17 protein-coding genes are annotated in these 18,838 nt (G+C 67.7%); 11 read left to right on the top strand and 6 right to left on the bottom strand.

What is annotated here, in order from left to right:
* Window position 1: 1 nt before the first annotated feature.
* Entirely contained in the window at window positions 2–940 is a 939-nt protein-coding gene (locus KIT25_16790; protein ID UYN93698.1) for an acetamidase/formamidase family protein, read from the bottom strand.
* A gap of 71 nt (window positions 941–1,011) precedes the next feature.
* On the opposite strand from KIT25_16790, the gene KIT25_16785 reads away from it, so the two are divergent.
* A complete protein-coding gene (locus KIT25_16785) occupies window positions 1,012–1,692 on the top strand; it encodes a hypothetical protein (protein ID UYN93697.1) in 681 nt (226 codons plus the stop codon).
* Window positions 1,689–2,522 carry a 23S rRNA (adenine(2030)-N(6))-methyltransferase RlmJ gene (locus KIT25_16780; GenBank protein ID UYN93696.1) on the top strand — a complete coding sequence of 278 codons (834 nt, stop codon included), beginning with the start codon at window positions 1,689–1,691 and terminating at the stop codon, window positions 2,520–2,522. The genes KIT25_16785 and KIT25_16780 overlap by 4 nt, the downstream gene beginning before the upstream one ends.
* Before the next feature lie 16 nt (window positions 2,523–2,538).
* On the opposite strand, the gene KIT25_16775 is transcribed toward KIT25_16780, so the two are convergent.
* On the bottom strand, window positions 2,539–3,360 hold the full coding sequence (locus tag KIT25_16775; GenBank protein UYN93695.1) for a polyphosphate kinase: 822 nt from the start codon (window positions 3,358–3,360) through the stop codon (window positions 2,539–2,541).
* A 97-nt stretch (window positions 3,361–3,457) separates the two neighbouring features.
* Between KIT25_16775 and KIT25_16770 the strand changes: the two genes are divergently transcribed.
* Genes KIT25_16770 through KIT25_16755 form a run of 4 tightly spaced genes read left to right on the top strand, consistent with a single transcriptional unit; the run spans window position 3,458 to window position 7,150 of the window.
* Entirely contained in the window at window positions 3,458–4,585 is a 1,128-nt protein-coding gene (locus KIT25_16770) for an ABC transporter permease (protein ID UYN93694.1), read from the top strand.
* Window positions 4,585–5,379: an ATP-binding cassette domain-containing protein gene (locus KIT25_16765; protein UYN93693.1), complete on the top strand. Its 795-nt coding sequence runs from the start codon at window positions 4,585–4,587 to the stop codon at window positions 5,377–5,379. Before KIT25_16770 ends, KIT25_16765 begins: the two co-directional genes overlap by 1 nt.
* An 11-nt stretch (window positions 5,380–5,390) precedes the next feature.
* Window positions 5,391–6,425 (top strand): MCE family protein, encoded by a 1,035-nt coding sequence (locus KIT25_16760; GenBank protein ID UYN93692.1) that lies wholly within the window; start codon window positions 5,391–5,393, stop codon window positions 6,423–6,425.
* A complete protein-coding gene (locus tag KIT25_16755) occupies window positions 6,422–7,150 on the top strand; it encodes a membrane integrity-associated transporter subunit PqiC (protein UYN93691.1) in 729 nt (242 codons plus the stop codon). The genes KIT25_16760 and KIT25_16755 overlap by 4 nt, the downstream gene beginning before the upstream one ends.
* Here KIT25_16755 and KIT25_16750 read toward each other — a convergent pair whose 3' ends face one another.
* Together KIT25_16750 and KIT25_16745 are read right to left on the bottom strand one after the other, a co-directional pair.
* Window positions 7,151–8,215, bottom strand: coding sequence for a phosphotransferase (locus KIT25_16750; GenBank protein UYN93690.1), 1,065 nt, complete (start codon window positions 8,213–8,215; stop codon window positions 7,151–7,153).
* A gap of 8 nt (window positions 8,216–8,223) precedes the next feature.
* Complete coding sequence (locus KIT25_16745) at window positions 8,224–9,801, bottom strand: fatty acid--CoA ligase (GenBank protein ID UYN93689.1); 1,578 nt, start codon at window positions 9,799–9,801, stop codon at window positions 8,224–8,226.
* Between the two features lie 114 nt (window positions 9,802–9,915).
* On the opposite strand from KIT25_16745, the gene KIT25_16740 reads away from it, so the two are divergent.
* The gene (locus tag KIT25_16740) at window positions 9,916–10,887 is read left to right on the top strand and encodes an SDR family oxidoreductase (protein UYN97966.1); all 972 of its coding nucleotides are present in this window, start codon (window positions 9,916–9,918) and stop codon (window positions 10,885–10,887) included.
* 510 nt (window positions 10,888–11,397) lie between these two features.
* Here the strand turns inward: KIT25_16740 and KIT25_16735 are convergent.
* Entirely contained in the window at window positions 11,398–12,423 is a 1,026-nt protein-coding gene (locus KIT25_16735; GenBank protein UYN93688.1) for an NAD-dependent epimerase/dehydratase family protein, read from the bottom strand.
* Between the two features lie 190 nt (window positions 12,424–12,613).
* On the opposite strand from KIT25_16735, the gene KIT25_16730 reads away from it, so the two are divergent.
* The 4 genes from KIT25_16730 to KIT25_16715 are packed head-to-tail and all read left to right on the top strand — an operon-like array spanning window position 12,614 to window position 17,839.
* Window positions 12,614–13,384: a glycosyltransferase family 2 protein gene (locus KIT25_16730; protein UYN93687.1), complete on the top strand. Its 771-nt coding sequence runs from the start codon at window positions 12,614–12,616 to the stop codon at window positions 13,382–13,384.
* Window positions 13,381–15,135, top strand: coding sequence for a hypothetical protein (locus KIT25_16725; GenBank protein UYN93686.1), 1,755 nt, complete (start codon window positions 13,381–13,383; stop codon window positions 15,133–15,135). Before KIT25_16730 ends, KIT25_16725 begins: the two co-directional genes overlap by 4 nt.
* Window positions 15,132–15,593 (top strand): (2Fe-2S)-binding protein, encoded by a 462-nt coding sequence (locus KIT25_16720; GenBank protein UYN93685.1) that lies wholly within the window; start codon window positions 15,132–15,134, stop codon window positions 15,591–15,593. Before KIT25_16725 ends, KIT25_16720 begins: the two co-directional genes overlap by 4 nt.
* A complete protein-coding gene (locus KIT25_16715; GenBank protein UYN93684.1) occupies window positions 15,590–17,839 on the top strand; it encodes a xanthine dehydrogenase family protein molybdopterin-binding subunit in 2,250 nt (749 codons plus the stop codon). Before KIT25_16720 ends, KIT25_16715 begins: the two co-directional genes overlap by 4 nt.
* On the opposite strand, the gene galE is transcribed toward KIT25_16715, so the two are convergent.
* A complete protein-coding gene (galE, locus tag KIT25_16710; protein ID UYN93683.1) occupies window positions 17,836–18,819 on the bottom strand; it encodes a UDP-glucose 4-epimerase GalE in 984 nt (327 codons plus the stop codon). The genes KIT25_16715 and galE overlap by 4 nt on opposite strands.
* Window positions 18,820–18,838 lie beyond the last annotated feature (19 nt).

The raw sequence follows: 18,838 nt of genomic DNA, 5'->3' as shown, positions 1-18,838 counted from the left end.
TTCATCCTCCGATCAGTTTCTTTTCCATCATGCAATGGACGCCCTTGTTGCCGTCCACCGTTTGGGTGATGTGCAGGTCGCCCTTGAGGCTGCACAGCATGTAGGCGTCGGCCGCGCTGAGCCCCGTCTTGGCGGTGATCAGCCGGATCATGTCGCGCAGCGCCTCCTTGGCGGCATCGTCGAGATCGACGTCGAAGCCGTGGGTGATCCAGTGCGTGGCCGTCTCGGCGCGTGGGTTATTGAGCTTCATGTCCTTGCGCACGGTGAAGCGGAACGTGCCCGACAAAGACGTCTCGAGTGCCGTCAGGTTGACCTCGCCGTCGCCCTGCACGCCGTGGCCATCGCCAGTCGAGAACAGCGCACCCGGGGCGAACACCGGGAGATAGACCGTCGTGCCGACGTTGAAATGCTTGTTGTCGATGTTGCCGCCGAAGGCGCGCGGCTCGACCGAGCTGCATTGCCCCCATTCCGGCGGCGGCGCCACGCCCATGATGCCGAAGAACGGCTTGAGCTCGATCTCGGTCCCCCAGGGCATCGTGCAGACGCCGCGATTGGCGTCGATCGGGATATGGGTCAGCCGATAGAACTGGAAATCCTCCGGCAGGGTGCCCATCAGCGGCCGCTGCACGTTCCAGCCCCAGTTGGTGCGGAACTTGATGTCGAGCACCTCGACTGCCAGCACATCGCCGCGCTCGGCGCCCTCGACATGGACGGGACCGGTGAGGATGTGGCGGCCGATATGCGGCTTGAGCTTGGCCAGGATGTCGCGATGTTCCGGCAGCACGTTCATCGGCGGCTGTGGCAGGATCTCGGCGGCGCCCGATACGCAATGGATGGTGGCCACGTCGCCCGACTTGATGGAGAGGGAGGGCTTGAGTTGGCTGTCGAAGTAGCCCCAATGGCAGGTTTCGGGTGAGGAGTGCAGTTCGTGCGTGGCCATCGAGAGTCCTGGAGGTGAGAGTGCGCCGGAAGTTTGAAGCACGAACCGGGCGCCGGGTAAACTCGCCGTCCATGGTACGGGCCACGGCACTCATCGTCTTGGCGGCATTGACGGCTTCCGGACCGGCGCGGGGCCAGCCGCCGCTTTCGCCGCCGCACGAGGTCGTGCTCTACGTCCATCGGGAGCTCGAGCCCACGGATTTTGTCGAGCCGCTCGTCTGCGAGTTGTCGCGCACGCTCGCAATGCCGGTCCGCGCCCGACCGGTCGACCTGCCGCTTGGCCTGAACCTGATGATCTCACCTACGCAGTTCGACAGCGCACGGCTGACCCGCAGCCTGTTGCAGGCCACCGCGGACGATGGCGGCTTGACGACGTACAAGTTCCTGTTGTTCCCGCACGATCTGAGCGCTGGCACCTATCGCTACGTTTTCGGCTCGAGCTTCGGCTATCCCTACTACAGCGGCGTCGTGTCGACGGCTCGGCTGCGTCCGGCCGGGCGCGATGTGCCGGAGAAACGCGCCAGCGCCGTCACCGTGTCGCGCGCCTACAAGATGATCGTGCGCTACGTCGCGCAGCTCTCGGGCCTGTGGGGCGCCGACGGCTGCGTGCTCAGGATGCCGACGAGCATCGATGAACTGGATGCCAAACCGTCCGACTTCTGCGACGACGATCGCATGGCTTTGGTCGCCGCGGGCGTGATCAAGGAGCGGCCGGGCGGCGCCTGCGCGCCGGTCGCGACGGTGCGGCGATGAACTACCGGCACGGCTTTCATGCCGGCAATTTCGCCGATGTCCTCAAGCATGTCGCCTTGGTGGAACTGGTGGGACTTCTCACCGCCAAGGACAAGAAGCTGTTCGTTCTCGACAGCCATGCCGGGGCGGGCGGTTACGACCTCGGCGACGCACCGGCGACGCGTACGGGCGAAGCGGCAGCAGGCGTCCTCAGGCTGATGTCGGCACAGCGCGCCGGGATGCCCGGTGCGGTTGGACGATATCTCGCGGCCGTGTCGGCATACGACCGCAAGTTCGGCCGGTCGGACCGGCTGCGCCACTACCCGGGTTCGCCGAGGCTGGTGCGCGCCGGGTTGCGCAGCGGGGACCGTCTGGTGGCGTGCGAACTTCAGCCGCGGGAGTTCGGCCTGCTGAAGCGTGAATTCGCGGGCGATCGTGCCGTCGAGGTGCGCGAGGAAGACGGCTATCATGCCCTCAAGGCGCTGCTGCCACCGCCCGAACGACGCGGATTGATCCTGATCGATCCGCCTTTCGAGCGGACCGACGAGTCCGAGCGTCTTTTGCGTGCCATCGGCCACGGGCTGCGCCGGTTTGCGACCGGATGCTATGCCGTCTGGTATCCGATCAAGGAGGAGGCCGCGGCCGCCGGGCTCGCCGACGCGTTGAGGGCAAGAAGGTCGTTGCGCCTGGAACTTCGCCTGCCGGTGCGCGCGCCTGGCAAGCTGGCCGCGTGCGGGCTGATGGTGATCAATCCGCCCTGGAAGTTCGCCGAGTCGATGGCGGAGGCACTGCCGTGGATTGCGTCTGCTCTCGGGGCACAGGCCGACGTGGAGGCCCTGCAGTCGGCATGAATTCGACGGGCAGGCGTCACTTGGGATTGCCGTTGGTCTTCTTGTTGTTCTTCGGCTTCCAGCCCCAAAGCTCCCCGGCCGCTTCGACGATGCGCGGGTCGAGGGTCTGTTCCGTGAGCTCGATCTTGTGCCCGATCGTGTTGGCGATGATCTCGAGGCCGGTGAGGCGCGCCAGTTTCTTGTCGTCGGTCGCGATGACGTGCCAGGGCGCGTTGTCCGTGTCGGTCTTGTCGAGCATGTCGCCGTAGGCCTCGAGGTACGCCTCGCGCTTGGCGATGTTGCGGAAGTCCTCCAGTCCGACCTTGTAGCGCTTGTGCGGCTTGTCCAGCCGCTCGATCATCCGCCGCTTCTGCTCCTCGGCGCTGACATGCACCAGCAGCTTGACGATGCGGATGCCGTCGTCCGTGAGCTGGCGCTCGAATTCGTTGATCTCGCGGTAAGCCCGCTTCCACTCCGTCTTGCTGCAAAAATTCTCGATGCGCTCGACCAGGACGCGGCCGTACCAGGTGCGGTCGAAGATCGCCCAGTTGCCCGGCGCGGGAAGGCGCTGCCAGAAGCGCCAGAGATAGTGCCGGCCCTGTTCGTCGGGTGTCGGCGCGCCGATGCGCCAGACATGGGTGGAGCGCGGCTCGAGGTCGAGCACGGCCCGCTGGATCAGGCCGCCCTTGCCGGCGGCGTCCCATCCGTCGATGCAGATGATGGCGCGGCCGCCATTTTGCAGGTCGTTGATCTGGAGGTCGAGCAGGCGGAACTGGAGCGCCTTCAGGCGACGTTCGTAGGTCTCATCGTCGATCGAGCCCTCGAGCATCTTCATCTTGTCGAGCGTCGGCCTGCCCATCGCGCCCTCCCCGGAGGATCGTGCCAGCCAACGACGGAGGCGGCAATGTTCGCGCGGCAATTGACAGGCGTACGGCACCAAACGACTAATCGACGCGATGACCGAGGCCGAACCCACGATCCTGTTCTCCGAACGCGCCGGGGCGCCCGTGCTGAAGGTCGGTGGCTCGTGGACCGTCATGAGCATTCGCGGCATCGCCCGCCGCGCCGACCTGGCCGCGCGCAAAGCCGCCGGCGGACGGACGATATCGGCCATCGACGCCACCGGCGTGCGGCAGCTCGACACGGCGGGCGCACTCGAGATCCTGCGTCTCGCCGGTGGGCACAGGGACATCGAAGTGAAGTCCGAGGACGCCGCCCACGTCAATCTGTTCCGGGTCGTGCAAGCCAACCTGACGGCGCCACGCGCGGAGCGGAGGGTCGGATGGCTGGTCGGCTGGCTCGAGGCGATCGGGCTGGCCGCCAAGCACTTCCAGGAACAGCTCGTCAACCTCGCGGCCTTCTTCGGCGAGATCCTCGTCGTCGTGTTGCAGGCCTGCCTCGACCCCAAGCGCTTCCGGATCGGCGCCGTGGTGCGCCAGATGTTCGAGGTTTGGGTCAAGGCCCTGGCGATCGTCGGCGTGCTGTGCTTCCTGATCGGCGTCGTCATCGCCTACCAGGGCGTGCAGCAGCTCCGGCAGTTCGGCGCCGAGACCTTCACCGTGGAAGCGGTCGGCATCGGCATGTTCCGCGAGCTCGGCGTGCTGCTGACGGCGATCATCGTCGCCGGGCGCTCGGGCAGCGCCTTCACGGCGCAGATCGGCACCATGCAGGTCAACCAGGAGGTCGATGCCATGCGCACGATCGGCCTCAACCCGATCGAATGGCTGGTGTTGCCGCGCATCATCGCGTTAGTCCTGTCGATGCCCTTGCTGACCTTCTGGGGCAACATGACGGGCCTGCTGGGCGGGGCGGTGGCCTGCACGATCTATCTCGACTTCACGCTGGTGCAATTCTTCGACCGGCTGCGCGACACGGTCGGCGTGTGGCATTTCTACACCGGCATGATCAAGGCGCCGGTGTTCGGCATCGTGATCGCCGCGATCGGCTGCTTCGAGGGACTGCAGGTCAGGGGTAGCGCCGAGAGCGTCGGCCAGCTCACAACCCGATCCGTGGTCGAATCGATCTTCTGCGTCATCGTGCTCGACGCGATCTTCTCCATCATCTTCCTGTTGGCGAACGTGTGATGCAGGAGGGGGGTCAGCTCATCGACCACCGAGACGGCCGCGAGGTCGTGCTGCGCCTGCGCGGCGTGCGCACCCAGTTCGGCGACCACGTCGTCCACGACAAGCTCGACTTCGACGTGTTTCGCGGCGAGATCGTCGGGCTGGTCGGCGGCTCCGGCACCGGCAAGTCGGTCCTGTTGCGCACGATCATCGGGCTCAATCGCGCCCGGCAGGGCCGCATCGAGATGCTGGGCGTCGACACCCGCAGCGTACACGGCAACGCCGAGCGCGCGCTGCAGGCGCGCACCGGCGTGCAGTTCCAGGATGGCGCGCTCTTCTCGTCCCTGACTGTGGCCGAGAACATCATCGTGCCCATCCGCGAGCACGCCGCGCTCACAGAGGACACGATGCGCGCCATTGCCGCCCTGAAGATCGCGCTGGTCGGCTTGCCGCCGGACACCGGCGAGAAGAAGCCGTCGGAACTTTCGGGCGGTATGCGCAAACGCGCCAGCCTGGCCCGCGCCCTGGCGCTCGATCCCGAGCTGCTGTTTCTCGACGAGCCGACGGCTGGTCTCGACCCCATCGGCGCGGCGCACTACGACGAGCTGGTCAGGAACCTTCAACGGGACCTCGGATTGACCATCTTGATGGTGACCCACGACCTGGACAGCCTCAACGCCGTATGCGACCGCATTGCCGTCCTGCTCGACAAGCGCGTCGTGGTGGGTACGATGGCCGAGTTGCTGGTTTACGATCATCCTTGGGTTCGGGAGTACTTCCACGGGCCGCGCGGACGAGCGGCCCGGCAGGAGTAAAGCGGCGCCGGATGGAAAGAAAATCGCCCTATGTGCTGATCGGAGCGGCGGTGCTCGTTTTCGTCGCTGCGGTGATCGGGTTCGTCGTCTGGAAGCTGCGGGCCGGCGACCAGACGTCGTATGCATACTACGTCATCTATTTCTCCGGCGACGTGCAGGGGCTGACGCCCGACTCGCCGGTCTTCTATCGCGGCCTGCGGGTGGGGCGCGTGGCCAGCATCGAGCTCGCGTCGCGTCGCGACATACAGCGCAGCACCGGCCGCGAGAGGCTGAGCGAGAAGATCCTGGTCACGGTCGCCGTCGATTCCGCCATCGACATTCGCGAGCGCTCCTACGCCGTGTTCGAGAAGCCGTTCATCGCCGGCGCCTCCTACATCCAGATCGTCGGCCGGCTCGATGTCGACCAGGTGAAACCGAAGAAGAAGCTCGGCGAGACCCCCTATCCCGAGATTCGCGAAGGTGCCTCCTTCCTGCAGGCCACCTCGAGCTCGGCGCAGGAGGTGCTGTCGAAGACGAGCGTCACGGTCGACCGGCTCAACGAGCTGCTCAGCCCGGACAACCTCGCCGCCGTGAGCGATGCGCTCAAGAACCTGTCGACCGTCACCGGCAGCCTGGCCAAGCAGGACGCGGCGATCCAGGCGACGCTGACCGAGCTGCCCAAGGCCATCGGCGACTTTCGCGCGACTTTCGACAGGATGAACGGCCTCGTCGACAATCTCAATCTCATTGCCCTCGAGCTCGGGCCGCAGGACGCCGAGACCCGCAAGGCGCTGGCCGGCAAGCAGCCCAGCGAACTCACCAAGACCTTCACCGAAGCGCGCGCGGCCATCGCCAGCATCGACAGCGCGGCCGGTCAGCTGAATCGCCTGCTGGCAGACAGCCAGGGACCGGTCCGGCAGTTCTCGGAGACGGGCCTGACCGAGTTCTCTCTCGCCATCCGGGAGTTGCGGCAGCTCACGGCCAATCTCAACGTCATCGCCACGAAACTGGAGCGCGATCCTGCGGGCTTCGTGTTCAGCGGCAAGCAGGGATACACGCCCAAATGATCTCTCGCCTGGCCGCCGCGGCCGCGGCGACCGTTCTCCTCGCGGGCTGCGAGCTGATCAACGCCGCCACCGAGCCGACCGACCTCTACACGGTCACGCCCAAGAGCACCTTCGACGCCGACATTCCGTCGGTCTACTGGCAGCTCGCGGTGGAGGTGCCGGCGTCGGCGGCCAACCTCAACACCGGCCGCATCGCGCTGGCCATGACACCGACGTCCTCCGACTACTACGCCAAGGCGGCATGGACCGACCGCGCGCCGCTGATGGTGCAGACGCGCATCGTCGATTCGTTCGAGAACACCGGCAAGATCGTCGCGGTCGCCCGCGAATCGATCGGCCTGCGCGCCAACTACCAGCTGCAGCCCGACCTGCGCAACTTCGAGGCGATGTACTTCTACGGCGGCACGCCGATCGTGAAGGTGCGCATCATCGCCAAGCTGGTGCAGTTGCCCGACCGGCAGATCATCGGCGTGGCGACGTTCGAGCGCTGCGTGCGCGCCCGCGAGGACAAGATACCGAGCGTCGTGCGCGCCTTCGACCAGGCGCTCGGCAGCGTGGTCAAGCGGCTGGTCGCGTGGACGCTGCGCACGCCGCCGCCCCGCCTCGGCGTGGATTTCTCGGCCCGCGACTACGCGCGTTTCCGCGATCCCAGGAACGCTCATGTCGATTCGGCGGAGTGCCCGCGCAGGAACGACACGTCGATGGTGCCCTACACCGACGAGTGATCAGGCGCGCTTCTCGACCATCGACCAGCCGAGTTCGGACAGCACGCGGGCGCGGTCGCCATACTGGGTCGCGGTCGTCGACGAGGCGTTGCCGTCCAGCCCGCGCTTGTAGACGCCCTGCACGATGGCGGCGAGGCGGAACAGCGAGAAGGCGAGATAAAAGTCCCAGTGCTCGATGCGCTCGCGCCCGGTGCGCCGCGCGTAGGCCGCGAGATACTCCCGCTCGGTCGGGATGCCGAACGCCTCGAGGTCGGTCTCCGCATAGCCGCCCGAGGCGCCGAAGCCCTCGCCGAAGTGATACATCATGCAGTTGTAGCCGAGGTCGGCCAGCGGATGGCCGAGCGTGCTGAGCTCCCAGTCGAGCACGGCGACGATCCGGGGCTCCGTCGGATGCACGATGGTGTTGCCGAGCCGGTAGTCGCCGTGGTTGATGCGCGTCTCGTCGCCCGGCGGAATGTTGGCGGGCAGCCACTGCTTGAGCCGCTCCATCGCCTCGAGATGGGTGGTGCGCGCGAGGTCGTACTGGCTCGACCAGCGCGCGATCTGGCGCGCGATGTACTGGCCCTCGCGGCCGAAGTCGCCGAGCCCGACGGCGCGGTAGTCGACGTTGTGGATGCGCGCCAGCACGTCGTTCATCGAATCGAAGATCCTGCGGCGGTCGGCCGGCGAGATGCCCGGCATCTTGGGGTCGGCGAGGATGCGGCCGGGCAGGAACTCCATGATGTAGAAGGCCGTGCCGATCACCGCATCGTCCTGGCAGAGCGCGTAGGGCTTCGGCACCGGAACGTCGGTATGGTCCGACAATGCCTTGATGACGCGGTACTCGCGGTCGACCTGGTGCGCCGAGGGCAGCAGCTTGCCGGGCGGCTTCTTGCGCAGCACGTACATGCGGCCGCCGCCGTCGGTCAGGTGGAAGGTCGGGTTGCTCTGCCCGCCCTCGAACTGCAGCACGCCGAGGCCGGCGCGATAGCCCTCGACACTGGCCTTCATGTAGTCGGCGAGGCGGCCCTCGTCGAAACGGTGGGCGTCGCGGACGGGCGTGAGATTGTCGGGGAGGTCTGTCATGTGCTCGCTCAATTGACCTGACGCTGCTGGTCGGCCCAGTAGGCCTTGCGAAGTTCGCGTTTGAGGATTTTGCCTGTCGGGTTGCGCGGCAGGGCGTCGATGAAGTCGACCGACTTGGGCAGCTTGTAGCCGGCGATGCGCTCGCGCGCCCAGCCGATCAAGGCGCCCTCGGTCACCTGCGCGCCCGGCTTCCGGACCACGACCGCCTTGACCGCCTCGCCCCAGCGCTCGTCGGGCACGCCGATCACCGCCACGTCGGCGACGGCCGGATGGCCGAACAGCGCGCTCTCGACCTCGGCGGGATAGATGTTCTCGCCGCCCGACACAATCATGTCCTTCACGCGGTCGTAGATGTAGAGATAGCCCTTGTCGTCGAGATAGCCCGCATCGCCGGTGAAGAACCAGTCGCCCTGGATGGCGCGCCGGCTGGCCTCGGGCAGGCGCCAGTAGCCGGCCATGATCTGCGGCGAACGCACCACGATCTCGCCGACCTCGCCCGTCGGCATGTCCTTGCCGCCGTCGCCGACGATGCGCAGCTCGACGCCTTCCTGCGGGAAGCCGCAGGACAGGAGTTTCCTGGCATCCGCCGGGTCGTGGTCCTCGGGCGGCAGCAGGGTGATGGCCCCGGTCGTCTCGGTCAGGCCATAGACCTGCTGGAAGCCGCACTTGAAGATGCTCATCGCCTGCTTGAGCAGCTCGGCCGGGATCGGCGCGGCGCCGTAGACGATCAGCTTCAGGCTGGAGAGGTCGGTCTCACGGATCTGCGGCGTCTGCACGAGGAACAGGATCATCGCCGGCACCAGCAGCATCACCTGCAGCCGCTCGCGCTCGACGGTCTCGAGGATCTGCGCGGGCACGAATTCGCGCATGACGTGGTTGGTGGCGCCGGCGAACAGGCCGGCGATGCCCCAGCCCGCGCCGCCGATATGGAACATCGGCAGACAGACCAGATTGGGCACGCCGGGCGCCAGCGACCACGACTTCACCCACAGTGGCAGCATCCAGGCGAAGTTGCCGTTGGTCAGCTCGGCGCCCTTGGGCAGGCCGGTGGTGCCGCTGGTGTAGAACTGGACCGCGGTGTCGCCCGGCCGCGCCGGCAGGCGCGGGTCGATCGGCTGCTGGCCGTCGCGCCACGCGGCGAAGGACTCCCACGCCGCGTGCCGGCCCTCCAAGGTCACGATCTTGCGCACGGTCTTGAGCTCGCGCCGGATCTTCTCGATCAGCGGGAAGTATTCCTCGCCGACGAACAGCACCTCCGCCTCGGCGTCGTTGACGATGTGCTGCACCTCGGGCGCCGCCAGCCGCCAGTTGACCGAGACCATCACGGCGCCCGCCTTGGCGACGCCGAACAGCAGCTCGAAGAAGAGGTCGTTGCTCTTGTCGAGATGGGCGACGCGAGCCTGCGGCTTCACGCCCGCCGCGATCAGCGCCTGCGCGACCCGGCTCGCCGCCCGGTCGAGGGCGGCATAGCTGGTCCTGCGGCCCCGGTAGACGATCGCCGTCGCCTCGGGCCGCTCGGCGGCGTGGCGGCGCACGATGTCGGCCAGCCCTTCGATCTTGATCCTCCCCTCGATCTCGATCCCCATCGCCTTTCCCCGAGCGTTTCCCTGGCTAGACGAAGTGCGACGGTTTGGGAGTGATTTCAAGAGCTTGATCGCCTAGTGTCGGCGGCAGATCGCGTGGCGGGACTCAGGGGCGACATGGGCAAGCGGATACTGGTGACCGGGGGCGCGGGCTTTCTCGGCTCGCATCTGTGCGAACGGCTGCTGAAGGCCGGCCACGACGTGCTGTGCGTCGACAACTACTTCACCGGCACCAAGCGCAACATCGCCGGCTGCCTCGACAATCCGCGCTTCGAGCTGATGCGCCACGACGTGACCTTCCCGCTCTATGTCGAGGTCGACGAGATCTACAACCTCGCCTGCCCGGCCTCGCCCATCCACTACCAGCACGATCCGGTGCAGACGACCAAGACCAGCGTGCACGGCGCCATCAACATGCTCGGGCTGGCCAAGCGGGTGCGCGCCAAGATCTTCCAGGCCTCGACCAGCGAGGTCTACGGCGATCCGACCGTCCACCCGCAGGTCGAGAGCTATCGCGGCAACGTCAATCCGCTGGGCCCCCGCGCCTGCTACGACGAGGGCAAGCGCTGCGCCGAAACGCTGTTCTTCGACTACTGGCGCCAGCACAAGCTGCGCATCAAGGTGGCGCGCATCTTCAACACCTACGGCCCGCGCATGCATCCCAACGACGGCCGCGTGGTCTCGAACTTCATCGTCCAGGCGCTGCGCGGAGAGGACATCACCATCTACGGCGACGGCAGCCAGACCCGGGCTTTCTGCTACGTCGACGACCTGATCGACGGCTGGTTGCGCCTGATGGACCACACGCCGGACGACTTCACCGGCCCGGTCAATCTCGGCAACCCGGTCGAGATGCCGATCCGCGTCCTCGCCGAGAGGGTGCTGAAGCTGGTCAACGGCAAGTCGAGGCTGGTCTTCCACCCGCTGCCGGTCGACGACCCCCTGCAACGCTGTCCCGACATCACCCTGGCGCGCGACAAGCTGAAATGGGAACCCAAGGTCGCGCTCGACGAGGGGCTTGCCAAGACCATCGCCTATTTCGACGGCCTGCTGCGCGGCAACGAGGATTTCGGCAAGGTCGGCCGATAGCCAGTCAACCCGGACGATCCCCTCTCGCTCATCGGGTGCAGTCCCCTCCGACCTCGTCGCGGAAATCGCGGAAATCGCGGAAATCGATCTCGGAAACCTCGGAAACCTCGCAAACCTCCGGCGGGGTGTCGCCGGACGACCGACGTCGCGGGCAGCCGCCCGAGATGCCCTCAGGGTGGTGTGCCTGCTCTCTGCCGGAATGCGTTGCGCAAACTGCGGGAACTGCGCAAACCTCCGGTCACGGGTCGGGAGGGCGGGTCGGCGGACGATTGGCGAAGCAGAACGTCGATACGGGAAATCCCGCGCGGCCCTCGCGGCCGGGTGTGGTCATGGTGCTCATGCACGCATTTTACCTCGACGCGCCCTCGAGGACCTAATCGGGTCGATGGATTCGGTCCGATGCCGATGGCGTCTGCATCGGAAGGCGATTCGACCCCCCGATTCCGGCGCCGAGCGCGAATCTGACTCTCCCGACTGCCGCATCCCGTTGGGGACGAGGCCGCCGCAAACCTACTGCGCCGCCAGCGCCTGGCGGGGCAGCGCGTTGACCACCGACTGCTTGCCCGAAGTCATCTCGTCGTGGATCCACTTGTAGGTCTTCTCCATGCCGTCCTCGAGACGGATGGACGGCGCCCAGTTCAGGAGCTTCTTGATCAGCGTGTTGTCGGAGTTGCGGCCGCGCACACCCTTGGGGGCGTCGAGCTTGTATCTCCGCTCGAGCTTCACGCCGGCGATCTTCTCGACGATGTCGACCAGGCGATTGATGCTCACCAGCTCGTCGCTGCCGATGTTGAGCGGCTCGACAATGTCGCTCAGCGCGAGCTTGATCGTGCCTTCGGTACAGTCGTCGATGTACATGAACGAGCGGGTCTGCTCGCCGTCGCCCCAGATCTCGATCTCGTGCTTGCCGCTGAGCTTGGCGGCGATGACCTTGCGGCAGATCGCGGCGGGAGCCTTCTCGCGGCCGCCGTCGTAGGTGCCGTCCGGCCCGTAGACATTGTGGTAGCGGGCGACGCGGGTGGCGATGCCGTAATCCTCGCGGTAGTGGCGGGCCATCCGCTCGCTGAACAGCTTCTCCCACCCGTAGCCGTCCTCCGGCATGGCGGGGTAGGCGTCCTCTTCCTTGAGCGCGGTGACGTCGGCACGGGTCTGTTTGTCGCCGTTGTAGACGCAGGCCGAAGACGAATAGAAGAAGCGCGGCACGCCTGCTTCCTTGGCGGCGACCAGCATGTGGGTGCTGATCAGAACCGACAGCATGCACTCGGCCTTGTGGGTCTCGATGAAGCCCATGCCGCCCATGTCGGCGGCGAGGTTGTAGATCATCGCCGCTCCCTTGGCAGCGGCGCGGCAGGGCTCGAGCAGGGCGAGGTCGCCCACCTGGTTCTCGACGCCCGGATGCTTCTGGTACCACTCCTCCAGCGGCTTGACGTCGACGGCCCGGATCTTCGTGTGGCCGCGTTCCTGCAGGACGCGCACGAGATGGCCGCCGATGAAGCCGCCGGCGCCGGTGACGACCACGAGATCATTCTTGGACATGAACCAGCCTTTCGAAGGGGCGAGGGCTTTTAGCCGAGTTTTCAACGAGTTGCGAGGCTTTGCCCGTGGATATGCATGGTGCGCCGTCGTTTGCGCGCTGGCCGGCTCCGCGTCAAGCTTCGCCATGCCGCAGACCGGGCGAAAGCGGTGGTCGGGGCAAAAAAACTCTCTTATACCAGCCACATAGCTCGTGCTCACGGACATCACCCCCGTCATCCTCACCTATAATGAAGCGCCCAACATCGGCCGGTCGCTCGACCGCCTGACATGGGCGCGCGACATCGTCGTGGTCGACAGCTTCTCGACCGACGAGACGCTCGCCATCGCCGGCCGCTATCCCAATGTCCGGGTGGTCCAGCGCCGCTTCGACAGCCACGCCCGCCAATGGGCGTTTGCCGTCGAGGAAACGGGCATCGCGTCCGACTGGGTGCTGCGGCTCGACGCCGACTACATGGTCGAGTCGGCGCTGCGCGACGAGATCGCCGGCACGGCGCCCGATCCTGCGACGGCCGCCTACGAGATCGCCTTCACCTATTGCATCGAGGGTCGCAAGCTGCGCGCCTCGCTTTATCCCTCGCTGCCGGTGCTGTTCCGACGCGACCGCGGCCGCTTCGTCGATGACGGCCACACCGAGAAGCTGCGCATCGACGGTCCGGTGGCGCGCCTGAAGAACCGCCTGCTGCACGACGACCGCAAGAGCCTCGAGCGCTGGCTGCAAAGCCAGGTGCGTTATCAGGCGATCGAGGCCGACAAGCTGCTCAGCCGGAAGTGGTCCGAGCTGAGCTGGCCCGACCGGCTGAGGCTCAGCCGCGTGCTCGGGCCGCCCGTCGTGGCGCTGCATTGCCTGCTGGTGAAGGGGCTGGTGTTCGACGGCCGACCCGGACTCATCTATACGGCACAGCGCATCACAGCCGACGTGATCCTCTCCATGCACCTCCTGCGCCGCGACCTCGAGCGATGACCTACGTCCTCGGCCTCAACGCCTATCACGCCGATGCCGCGGCCTGCCTCGTCAAGGATGGCGAGCTCGTCGCCGCCGTCGAGGAGGAGCGCTTCCGTCGGGTCAAGCACTGGGGCGGCTTCCCGAGCGAGTCGATCCGCTACTGCCTGAAGGAGGCCGGCATCGGCCTGGGCGATGTCGATCATGTCGCGGTCAACACCGACAACAATGCCAACCGCTGGCGCAAGCTGGGCTTCGTGCTGACCTCGGGCATCAGCCCGGCCTACGTGCTGAAGCGCCTGCGCGCGCGCGGCGAGCGCACCGACATCGCCGGCAACCTCGCGCGCGAGCTGCCCGAACAGCAGTTCCGCGGCACCGTGCATGCCGTCGAGCATCATCTCTGCCATCTCGCCTCGGCTTTCCTGGTGTCGCCCTACGACAAGGCGGTCGCGGTCTCGGTCGACGGCTTTGGCGACTTCTCGTCGGCCGCGTGGGGACTGGGTGAGGGCGGGCGGCTCGCGGTCGAGGGCCGCGTCTACTTCCCGCATTCGCTCGGCGTCTTCTACGAGGCGATGACGCAGTTCATCGGCTTCCCGCACTACGGCGACGAATACAAGGTGATGGGCCTCGCGCCCTACGGCGAGCCGGTCTACCTCGAGCAGATGAAGCAGATCGTGCGGCTGAGGGACGACGGCGGCTTCGCGCTCGACCTGCGCTACTTCCGCCACGCTTCGGGCGAGGGCGCCAACTACCAGGTCAAGGACGGCATCCCCTCGGGCGGCCGTCTGTGGAGCGATGCGCTCGAGGACCTGCTCGGCACGCCGCGCGAGCCCGACCAGCCGCTTGAGGACCGCCATCGCAACATCGCGCGCTCGGCGCAGGCGACCTACGAGAATGCCTTCTTCAATTTGCTGGGCGCACTGCACAAGCGCTACGGCTGCGACGCCGTCGTGCTCGCCGGCGGCTGCGCCTACAACTCCGTCGCCAACGGCAAGATCTTCGACCGCTCGCCCTTCCGCCACGTCTACGTGCAATCGGCGGGCGGTGACGCCGGAGGCTCGATCGGCGCGGCCTTCGCCACCTGGCACAAGGTCGGGGGCGACAAGGCCAGGCGCCACTTCGTCATGGATCACGCCTATTGGGGGCCGTCGGCGACGCCCGAGGAGATCGCCGGCGCGATCGCCGCGCGCCGCGCCGACTTCGAGGCCGCGCACTGCACGATCGAGCGGATCGCCGACGAGGCCTCGCTGTGCCGCCGCACGGCGCAGGCGATCTCGGAGGGCAAGGTGATCGGCTGGTTCCAGGGACGGCTGGAATGGGGCCCGCGCGCGCTCGGCAACCGCTCGATCCTGGGCGATCCGCGGCGCAGCGACATGAAGGACATCCTCAATCTCAAGATCAAGCGGCGCGAATCGTTCCGGCCCTTCGCCCCGTCGGTGCTGCGCGACGCGGTGAACGACTGGTTCGAGACCGACGACGACGTTCCCTTCATGATGCAGGTCTTCAAGATCCGTGAAGAGAAGCGCAAGGAGATCCCGGCCGTCACCCATGTCGACGGCAGCGGCCGGTTGCAGACCGTGACCTGGGAGGGCAATCCGCGCTACGCGCGGCTGATACAGGCCTTCCGCGACCTCACCGGCGTGCCGATGGTTCTGAACACCAGCTTCAACGAGAACGAGCCCGTCGTGTGCAGGCCCGAGGAGGCGATCGACTGTTTCCTGCGCACCAGGATGGATGTGCTCGTGCTCGGCGACACGTTCATCGCGCGATGATCGCCTTCGTCCTCAACGGCGAGAGGCGCGAGATCGATGTGCCGGCCGACAAGCCGCTGCTCTGGGTGCTGCGCGAGGATCTCGCCGTGCTTGGTCCCAAGTTCGGCTGCGGCGTCGCGGCCTGCGGCGCCTGTACCGTGCATGTCGACGGCAAACCGGTGCGCTCGTGCTCGTTCCGTGCCGCCGCCGCCGCCGGCAAGCAGGTCGTCACGGTCGAGGGGCTCGGCGAGGGCAGGCTGCATGCCGTGCAGCGTGCCTGGATCGAACAGCAGGTGCCCCAGTGCGGCTACTGCCAGCCCGGCTTCATCATGGCCGCGGCGGCGCTCCTGAAGGACAAGCCGCGGCCGACCGACGCCGAGATCGACGACGCCCTCACCAACATCTGCCGCTGCGGCACCTACAGCGCGATCCGCCGCGCCGTCCATCGCGCCGCGGCCATCCTGGGTGGCGCGTCGTGAGGAAATGGACGCGCCGGACCTTGATGATCGGTGGCTTCGTCGGTGCCGGCCTGCTGGGCGTCGGCTTCTGGTTCGCGCGCGAGCGCGATCGGCTGGGGGCCCGGACGCTGTTCAACGTCAGGCCGGGCGAAGCGGGCCTCAACGGCTGGGTCAAGATCACGCGCGACGACAAGGTGGTCGTCGCCGTGCCGCGCGCCGAGATGGGGCAGGGCATCCACACCGCGCTCGCCACCTTGGTCGCCGAGGAAATGGATGCGCGCTGGGACCAGGTGCGGGCCGAGGATCCGCCCGAGCATGTCGTCTATCGCAACGTTGATATCCTGCTCGACGGCCTGCCGTTCTCGCCGGAGGAAACCGGCACGGTCGTCGATGTGGCGCATTGGGCGGCCAGCAAGCTGGGGGGCGTGCTGGGCGTACTGGCGACCGGCGGCTCGACGGCGACGCGCGACGCCTGGCTGCCGATGCGTACCGCCGGAGCAGTGGCGCGCGACCTGCTGCTGCGCGCCGCCGCGCGCCAGGCGGGCGTTCCCGCGGGCGAACTCGTCGTCGTCGATGGCGAAGTCCGCCGTCGCGACGGCGGCAGGGTGGCGAGCTTCGGCGAGCTGGTCGATTCGATCGGCGATCTCCAGCCGATGCGGTCGGCGCCGCCGCTCAAGCAGCCGTCCGAGTTCAAGCTGATCGGCAAGGAGCTGCCGCGGCTCGACGTGTCGGCCAAGGTCGCGGGCTCGGCCACCTTCGGCGTGGATGTGCGCCTGCCCGGCCTGCTGTTCGCCGCCGTGCGTAACGCGCCGACCTTCGGCGGCGAGGTGAAGTCCTTCACGCTCCGACAGGCCGCGCTGCCCAGCGGCATCGAGAAGGTCGTCGCCGTGCCCGGCGGCATCGCCGCGATCGGCGCGAGCTGGTGGCAGGCCGATGCCTTCCTCGACAAGGGTGTCGAGATCGAATGGCGGGCCGGCCCCGAGCCGCGACTCGACAGCGCCTCGCTGTGGGAGCGCTACGGCGCCCTGCTCGACAAGGGCGATCCGGCATTGACGCGAACGCTCGGCTCGGAGCCGAAACCCGGCGGCCGCACGCTCGAGGCGGTCTATCGCGCGCCCTATCTGGCGCATGCGACGATGGAGCCGATGAACTGCACCGCGCTGGTCGCGGATGGGAAGAAGGTCGAGCTGTGGATGCCCAACCAGTCGCCGACCCTGATGCGGCTGGTCGCGGCCAGGACCTCCGACTTGCCACGGGCCGACGTCACGGTGCACACGACGCTCTTGGGCGGCGGCTTCGGCCGGCGTGCCGAGGTCGACCTGGTGCGCCAGGCCGTGACCTGCGCCATGGCCATGCCGGGCCGGCCGGTGCAGGTGCTGTGGTCGCGCGAGGAGGACATGCGGCACGATTTCTATCGGCCGATGGCGCTGGCGCGCTGGCGGGCGACGATCGACACGTCGGGAGGTGCGCCCCGACTCGCCGGCGTCGCCAAGAAGCAGGTCGCGCAGTCGCCCACCGCGCAGTTCCCCACGCGTGTCATCGGCCTGCCGTCGCAGGCCAAGCCCGAGGGCAACGCCGTCGAGAACCCGCCCTACGCCTTTCCGTACTACAAGCTCGAATCGGTCGTCGCCGACGGCTCGGTGCCGGTCGGCTTCTGGCGATCGGTCGGCCATTCCCACACCGCCTTCTTCGACGAGAGCTTCGTCGACGAGATGGCGCACGCGCTCGGGAAGGATCCCTACGCCTTCCGGCGCGAGCTGCTGGCGGGCAAGCCGCGGTTCCTCGAGGTGCTGGAAACCGCGGCAAAGGAGGCGGGCTGGGGCTCGGCCCTGCCGGCCGGGTCGGGGCGCGGCATCGCGCTACGCGCCTCGTTCGGCTCGATCGTGGCGCAGGTGGCCGAGGTCGCCGTCGCGGACGACACGATCCGCGTGAGGCGCGTGGTCTGCGCCGTCGATTGCGGGCCCGTGGTCAATCCGGCGATCGTGCGCGCCCAGATGGAGAGCGGCATTGTCTACGGACTGTCGGCGGCGCTCTACGGCGAGATCACGCTGTCGCAGGGCGCGGTCGAGCAATCCAACTTCACCGACTACGACGCGGTGCGCCTGGCCGATGCGCCGGAGATGGTCGTGCATCTGGTCGATGGCGGCAGCAACCGCATCGGCGGCGTCGGCGAGCCGGGCACGCCACCCATTGCGCCGGCCGTCGCCAATGCCGTCTTCGCCGCCACCGGCAAGCGCCTGCGCGAACTGCCGTTGCGGCTCATCTAACGCGGCATCGCGCGGCGCCAGCGCAGCGTATCCTCGATCTGGGCCGAAAGATCGCGCGACGGCGTCCAGCCGAGCTCGCGCGCCGCCTTGGCGATGTCGCCCACCAGCCTGGGCGAATCGCCGGGGCGACGCGGTCCGGTCACGTGCGGCACCGGCCGGCCGACGAGGCGGGCGGTCTCGCGCACCACCTGCTTGACGCTGTGGCCGGACCCGCTGCCGAGATTGAAGGCTTCGTGGACGCCGCCGTCGGCGCTGCGGCGCAGCCATTGCAGCGCCCGGAGATGGGCGTCGGCGAGATCGGTGACGTGGACGAAGTCGCGCACGCACGAACCGTCGGGCGTGTCGTAGTCGTCGCCGAGCAGGGTGAGTGCCGGCCCGAAGCCGAGGGCGGCGTCGGCGGCGAGCGGCAGCAGATGCGTCTCCGGTTCGTGCGCCTCGCCGATCTCGCCACCCGGGTCGGCGCCGGCGGCATTGAAATAGCGCAGCGACGCGGCGCGCAGTCCCGAGCGCGCCGCGTCGCGCAACGCCGCTTCGACGCGGGCCTTGGAGTCCGCATAGGGGCTGATCGGCGCGATGCGGTGCGCCTCGTCGAGATGCTCGGCCTGCGGCAGGCCGTAGACGGCGCAGGTGCTGGAAAAGACGAAGCCGTTGACGCCATGACGCGCCGCCGCCTCGATCAGCACCCGGGTCTTGGTCGCGTTGTTGTGCAGGTAGCGCTCGGGCAGGCGCACCGATTCGCCGACCTCGATGTAGCCCGCGAGATGGATCACGGCGCACGGCCGGTGCCGGCGGAACACCTCGGCGAGCCTTGCGGCGTCGCCGATGTCGCCGCGCTCCAGCGGTCCCCAGCGCACCGCCCAGTCGTGGCCCTTCTCGAGCGTGTCGTAGCAGATCGGCGTGGCGCCCGATTCGGCCAGGGCCTTGCAGACATGGCTGCCGATATAGCCGGCGCCGCCGGCGACGAGGACTGAGTCGCTCATGGGCCCTCCTGCGCCAAGG

The organism is Enhydrobacter sp., assembly GCA_025808875.1.
Lineage (GTDB): Bacteria > Pseudomonadota > Alphaproteobacteria > Reyranellales > Reyranellaceae > Reyranella.
This window is presented reverse-complemented; position numbering and strand designations above follow the sequence as displayed.

Bases quoted from the DNA above. Each gene is read 5' to 3' on its own strand.
- KIT25_16790 (UYN93698.1), bottom strand. From the start codon at position 940: ATGGCCACGCACGAACTGCACTCCTCACCCGAAACCTGCCATTGGGGC.
- KIT25_16785 (UYN93697.1), top strand. From the start codon at position 1,012: ATGGTACGGGCCACGGCACTCATCGTCTTGGCGGCATTGACGGCTTCC.
- KIT25_16780 (UYN93696.1), top strand. From the start codon at position 1,689: ATGAACTACCGGCACGGCTTTCATGCCGGCAATTTCGCCGATGTCCTC.
- KIT25_16775 (UYN93695.1), bottom strand. From the start codon at position 3,360: ATGGGCAGGCCGACGCTCGACAAGATGAAGATGCTCGAGGGCTCGATC.
- KIT25_16770 (UYN93694.1), top strand. From the start codon at position 3,458: ATGACCGAGGCCGAACCCACGATCCTGTTCTCCGAACGCGCCGGGGCG.
- KIT25_16765 (UYN93693.1), top strand. From the start codon at position 4,585: ATGCAGGAGGGGGGTCAGCTCATCGACCACCGAGACGGCCGCGAGGTC.
- KIT25_16760 (UYN93692.1), top strand. From the start codon at position 5,391: ATGGAAAGAAAATCGCCCTATGTGCTGATCGGAGCGGCGGTGCTCGTT.
- KIT25_16755 (UYN93691.1), top strand. From the start codon at position 6,422: ATGATCTCTCGCCTGGCCGCCGCGGCCGCGGCGACCGTTCTCCTCGCG.
- KIT25_16750 (UYN93690.1), bottom strand. From the start codon at position 8,215: ATGACAGACCTCCCCGACAATCTCACGCCCGTCCGCGACGCCCACCGT.
- KIT25_16745 (UYN93689.1), bottom strand. From the start codon at position 9,801: ATGGGGATCGAGATCGAGGGGAGGATCAAGATCGAAGGGCTGGCCGAC.
- KIT25_16740 (UYN97966.1), top strand. From the start codon at position 9,916: ATGGGCAAGCGGATACTGGTGACCGGGGGCGCGGGCTTTCTCGGCTCG.
- KIT25_16735 (UYN93688.1), bottom strand. From the start codon at position 12,423: ATGTCCAAGAATGATCTCGTGGTCGTCACCGGCGCCGGCGGCTTCATC.
- KIT25_16725 (UYN93686.1), top strand. From the start codon at position 13,381: ATGACCTACGTCCTCGGCCTCAACGCCTATCACGCCGATGCCGCGGCC.
- KIT25_16720 (UYN93685.1), top strand. From the start codon at position 15,132: ATGATCGCCTTCGTCCTCAACGGCGAGAGGCGCGAGATCGATGTGCCG.
- galE (UYN93683.1), bottom strand. From the start codon at position 18,819: ATGAGCGACTCAGTCCTCGTCGCCGGCGGCGCCGGCTATATCGGCAGC.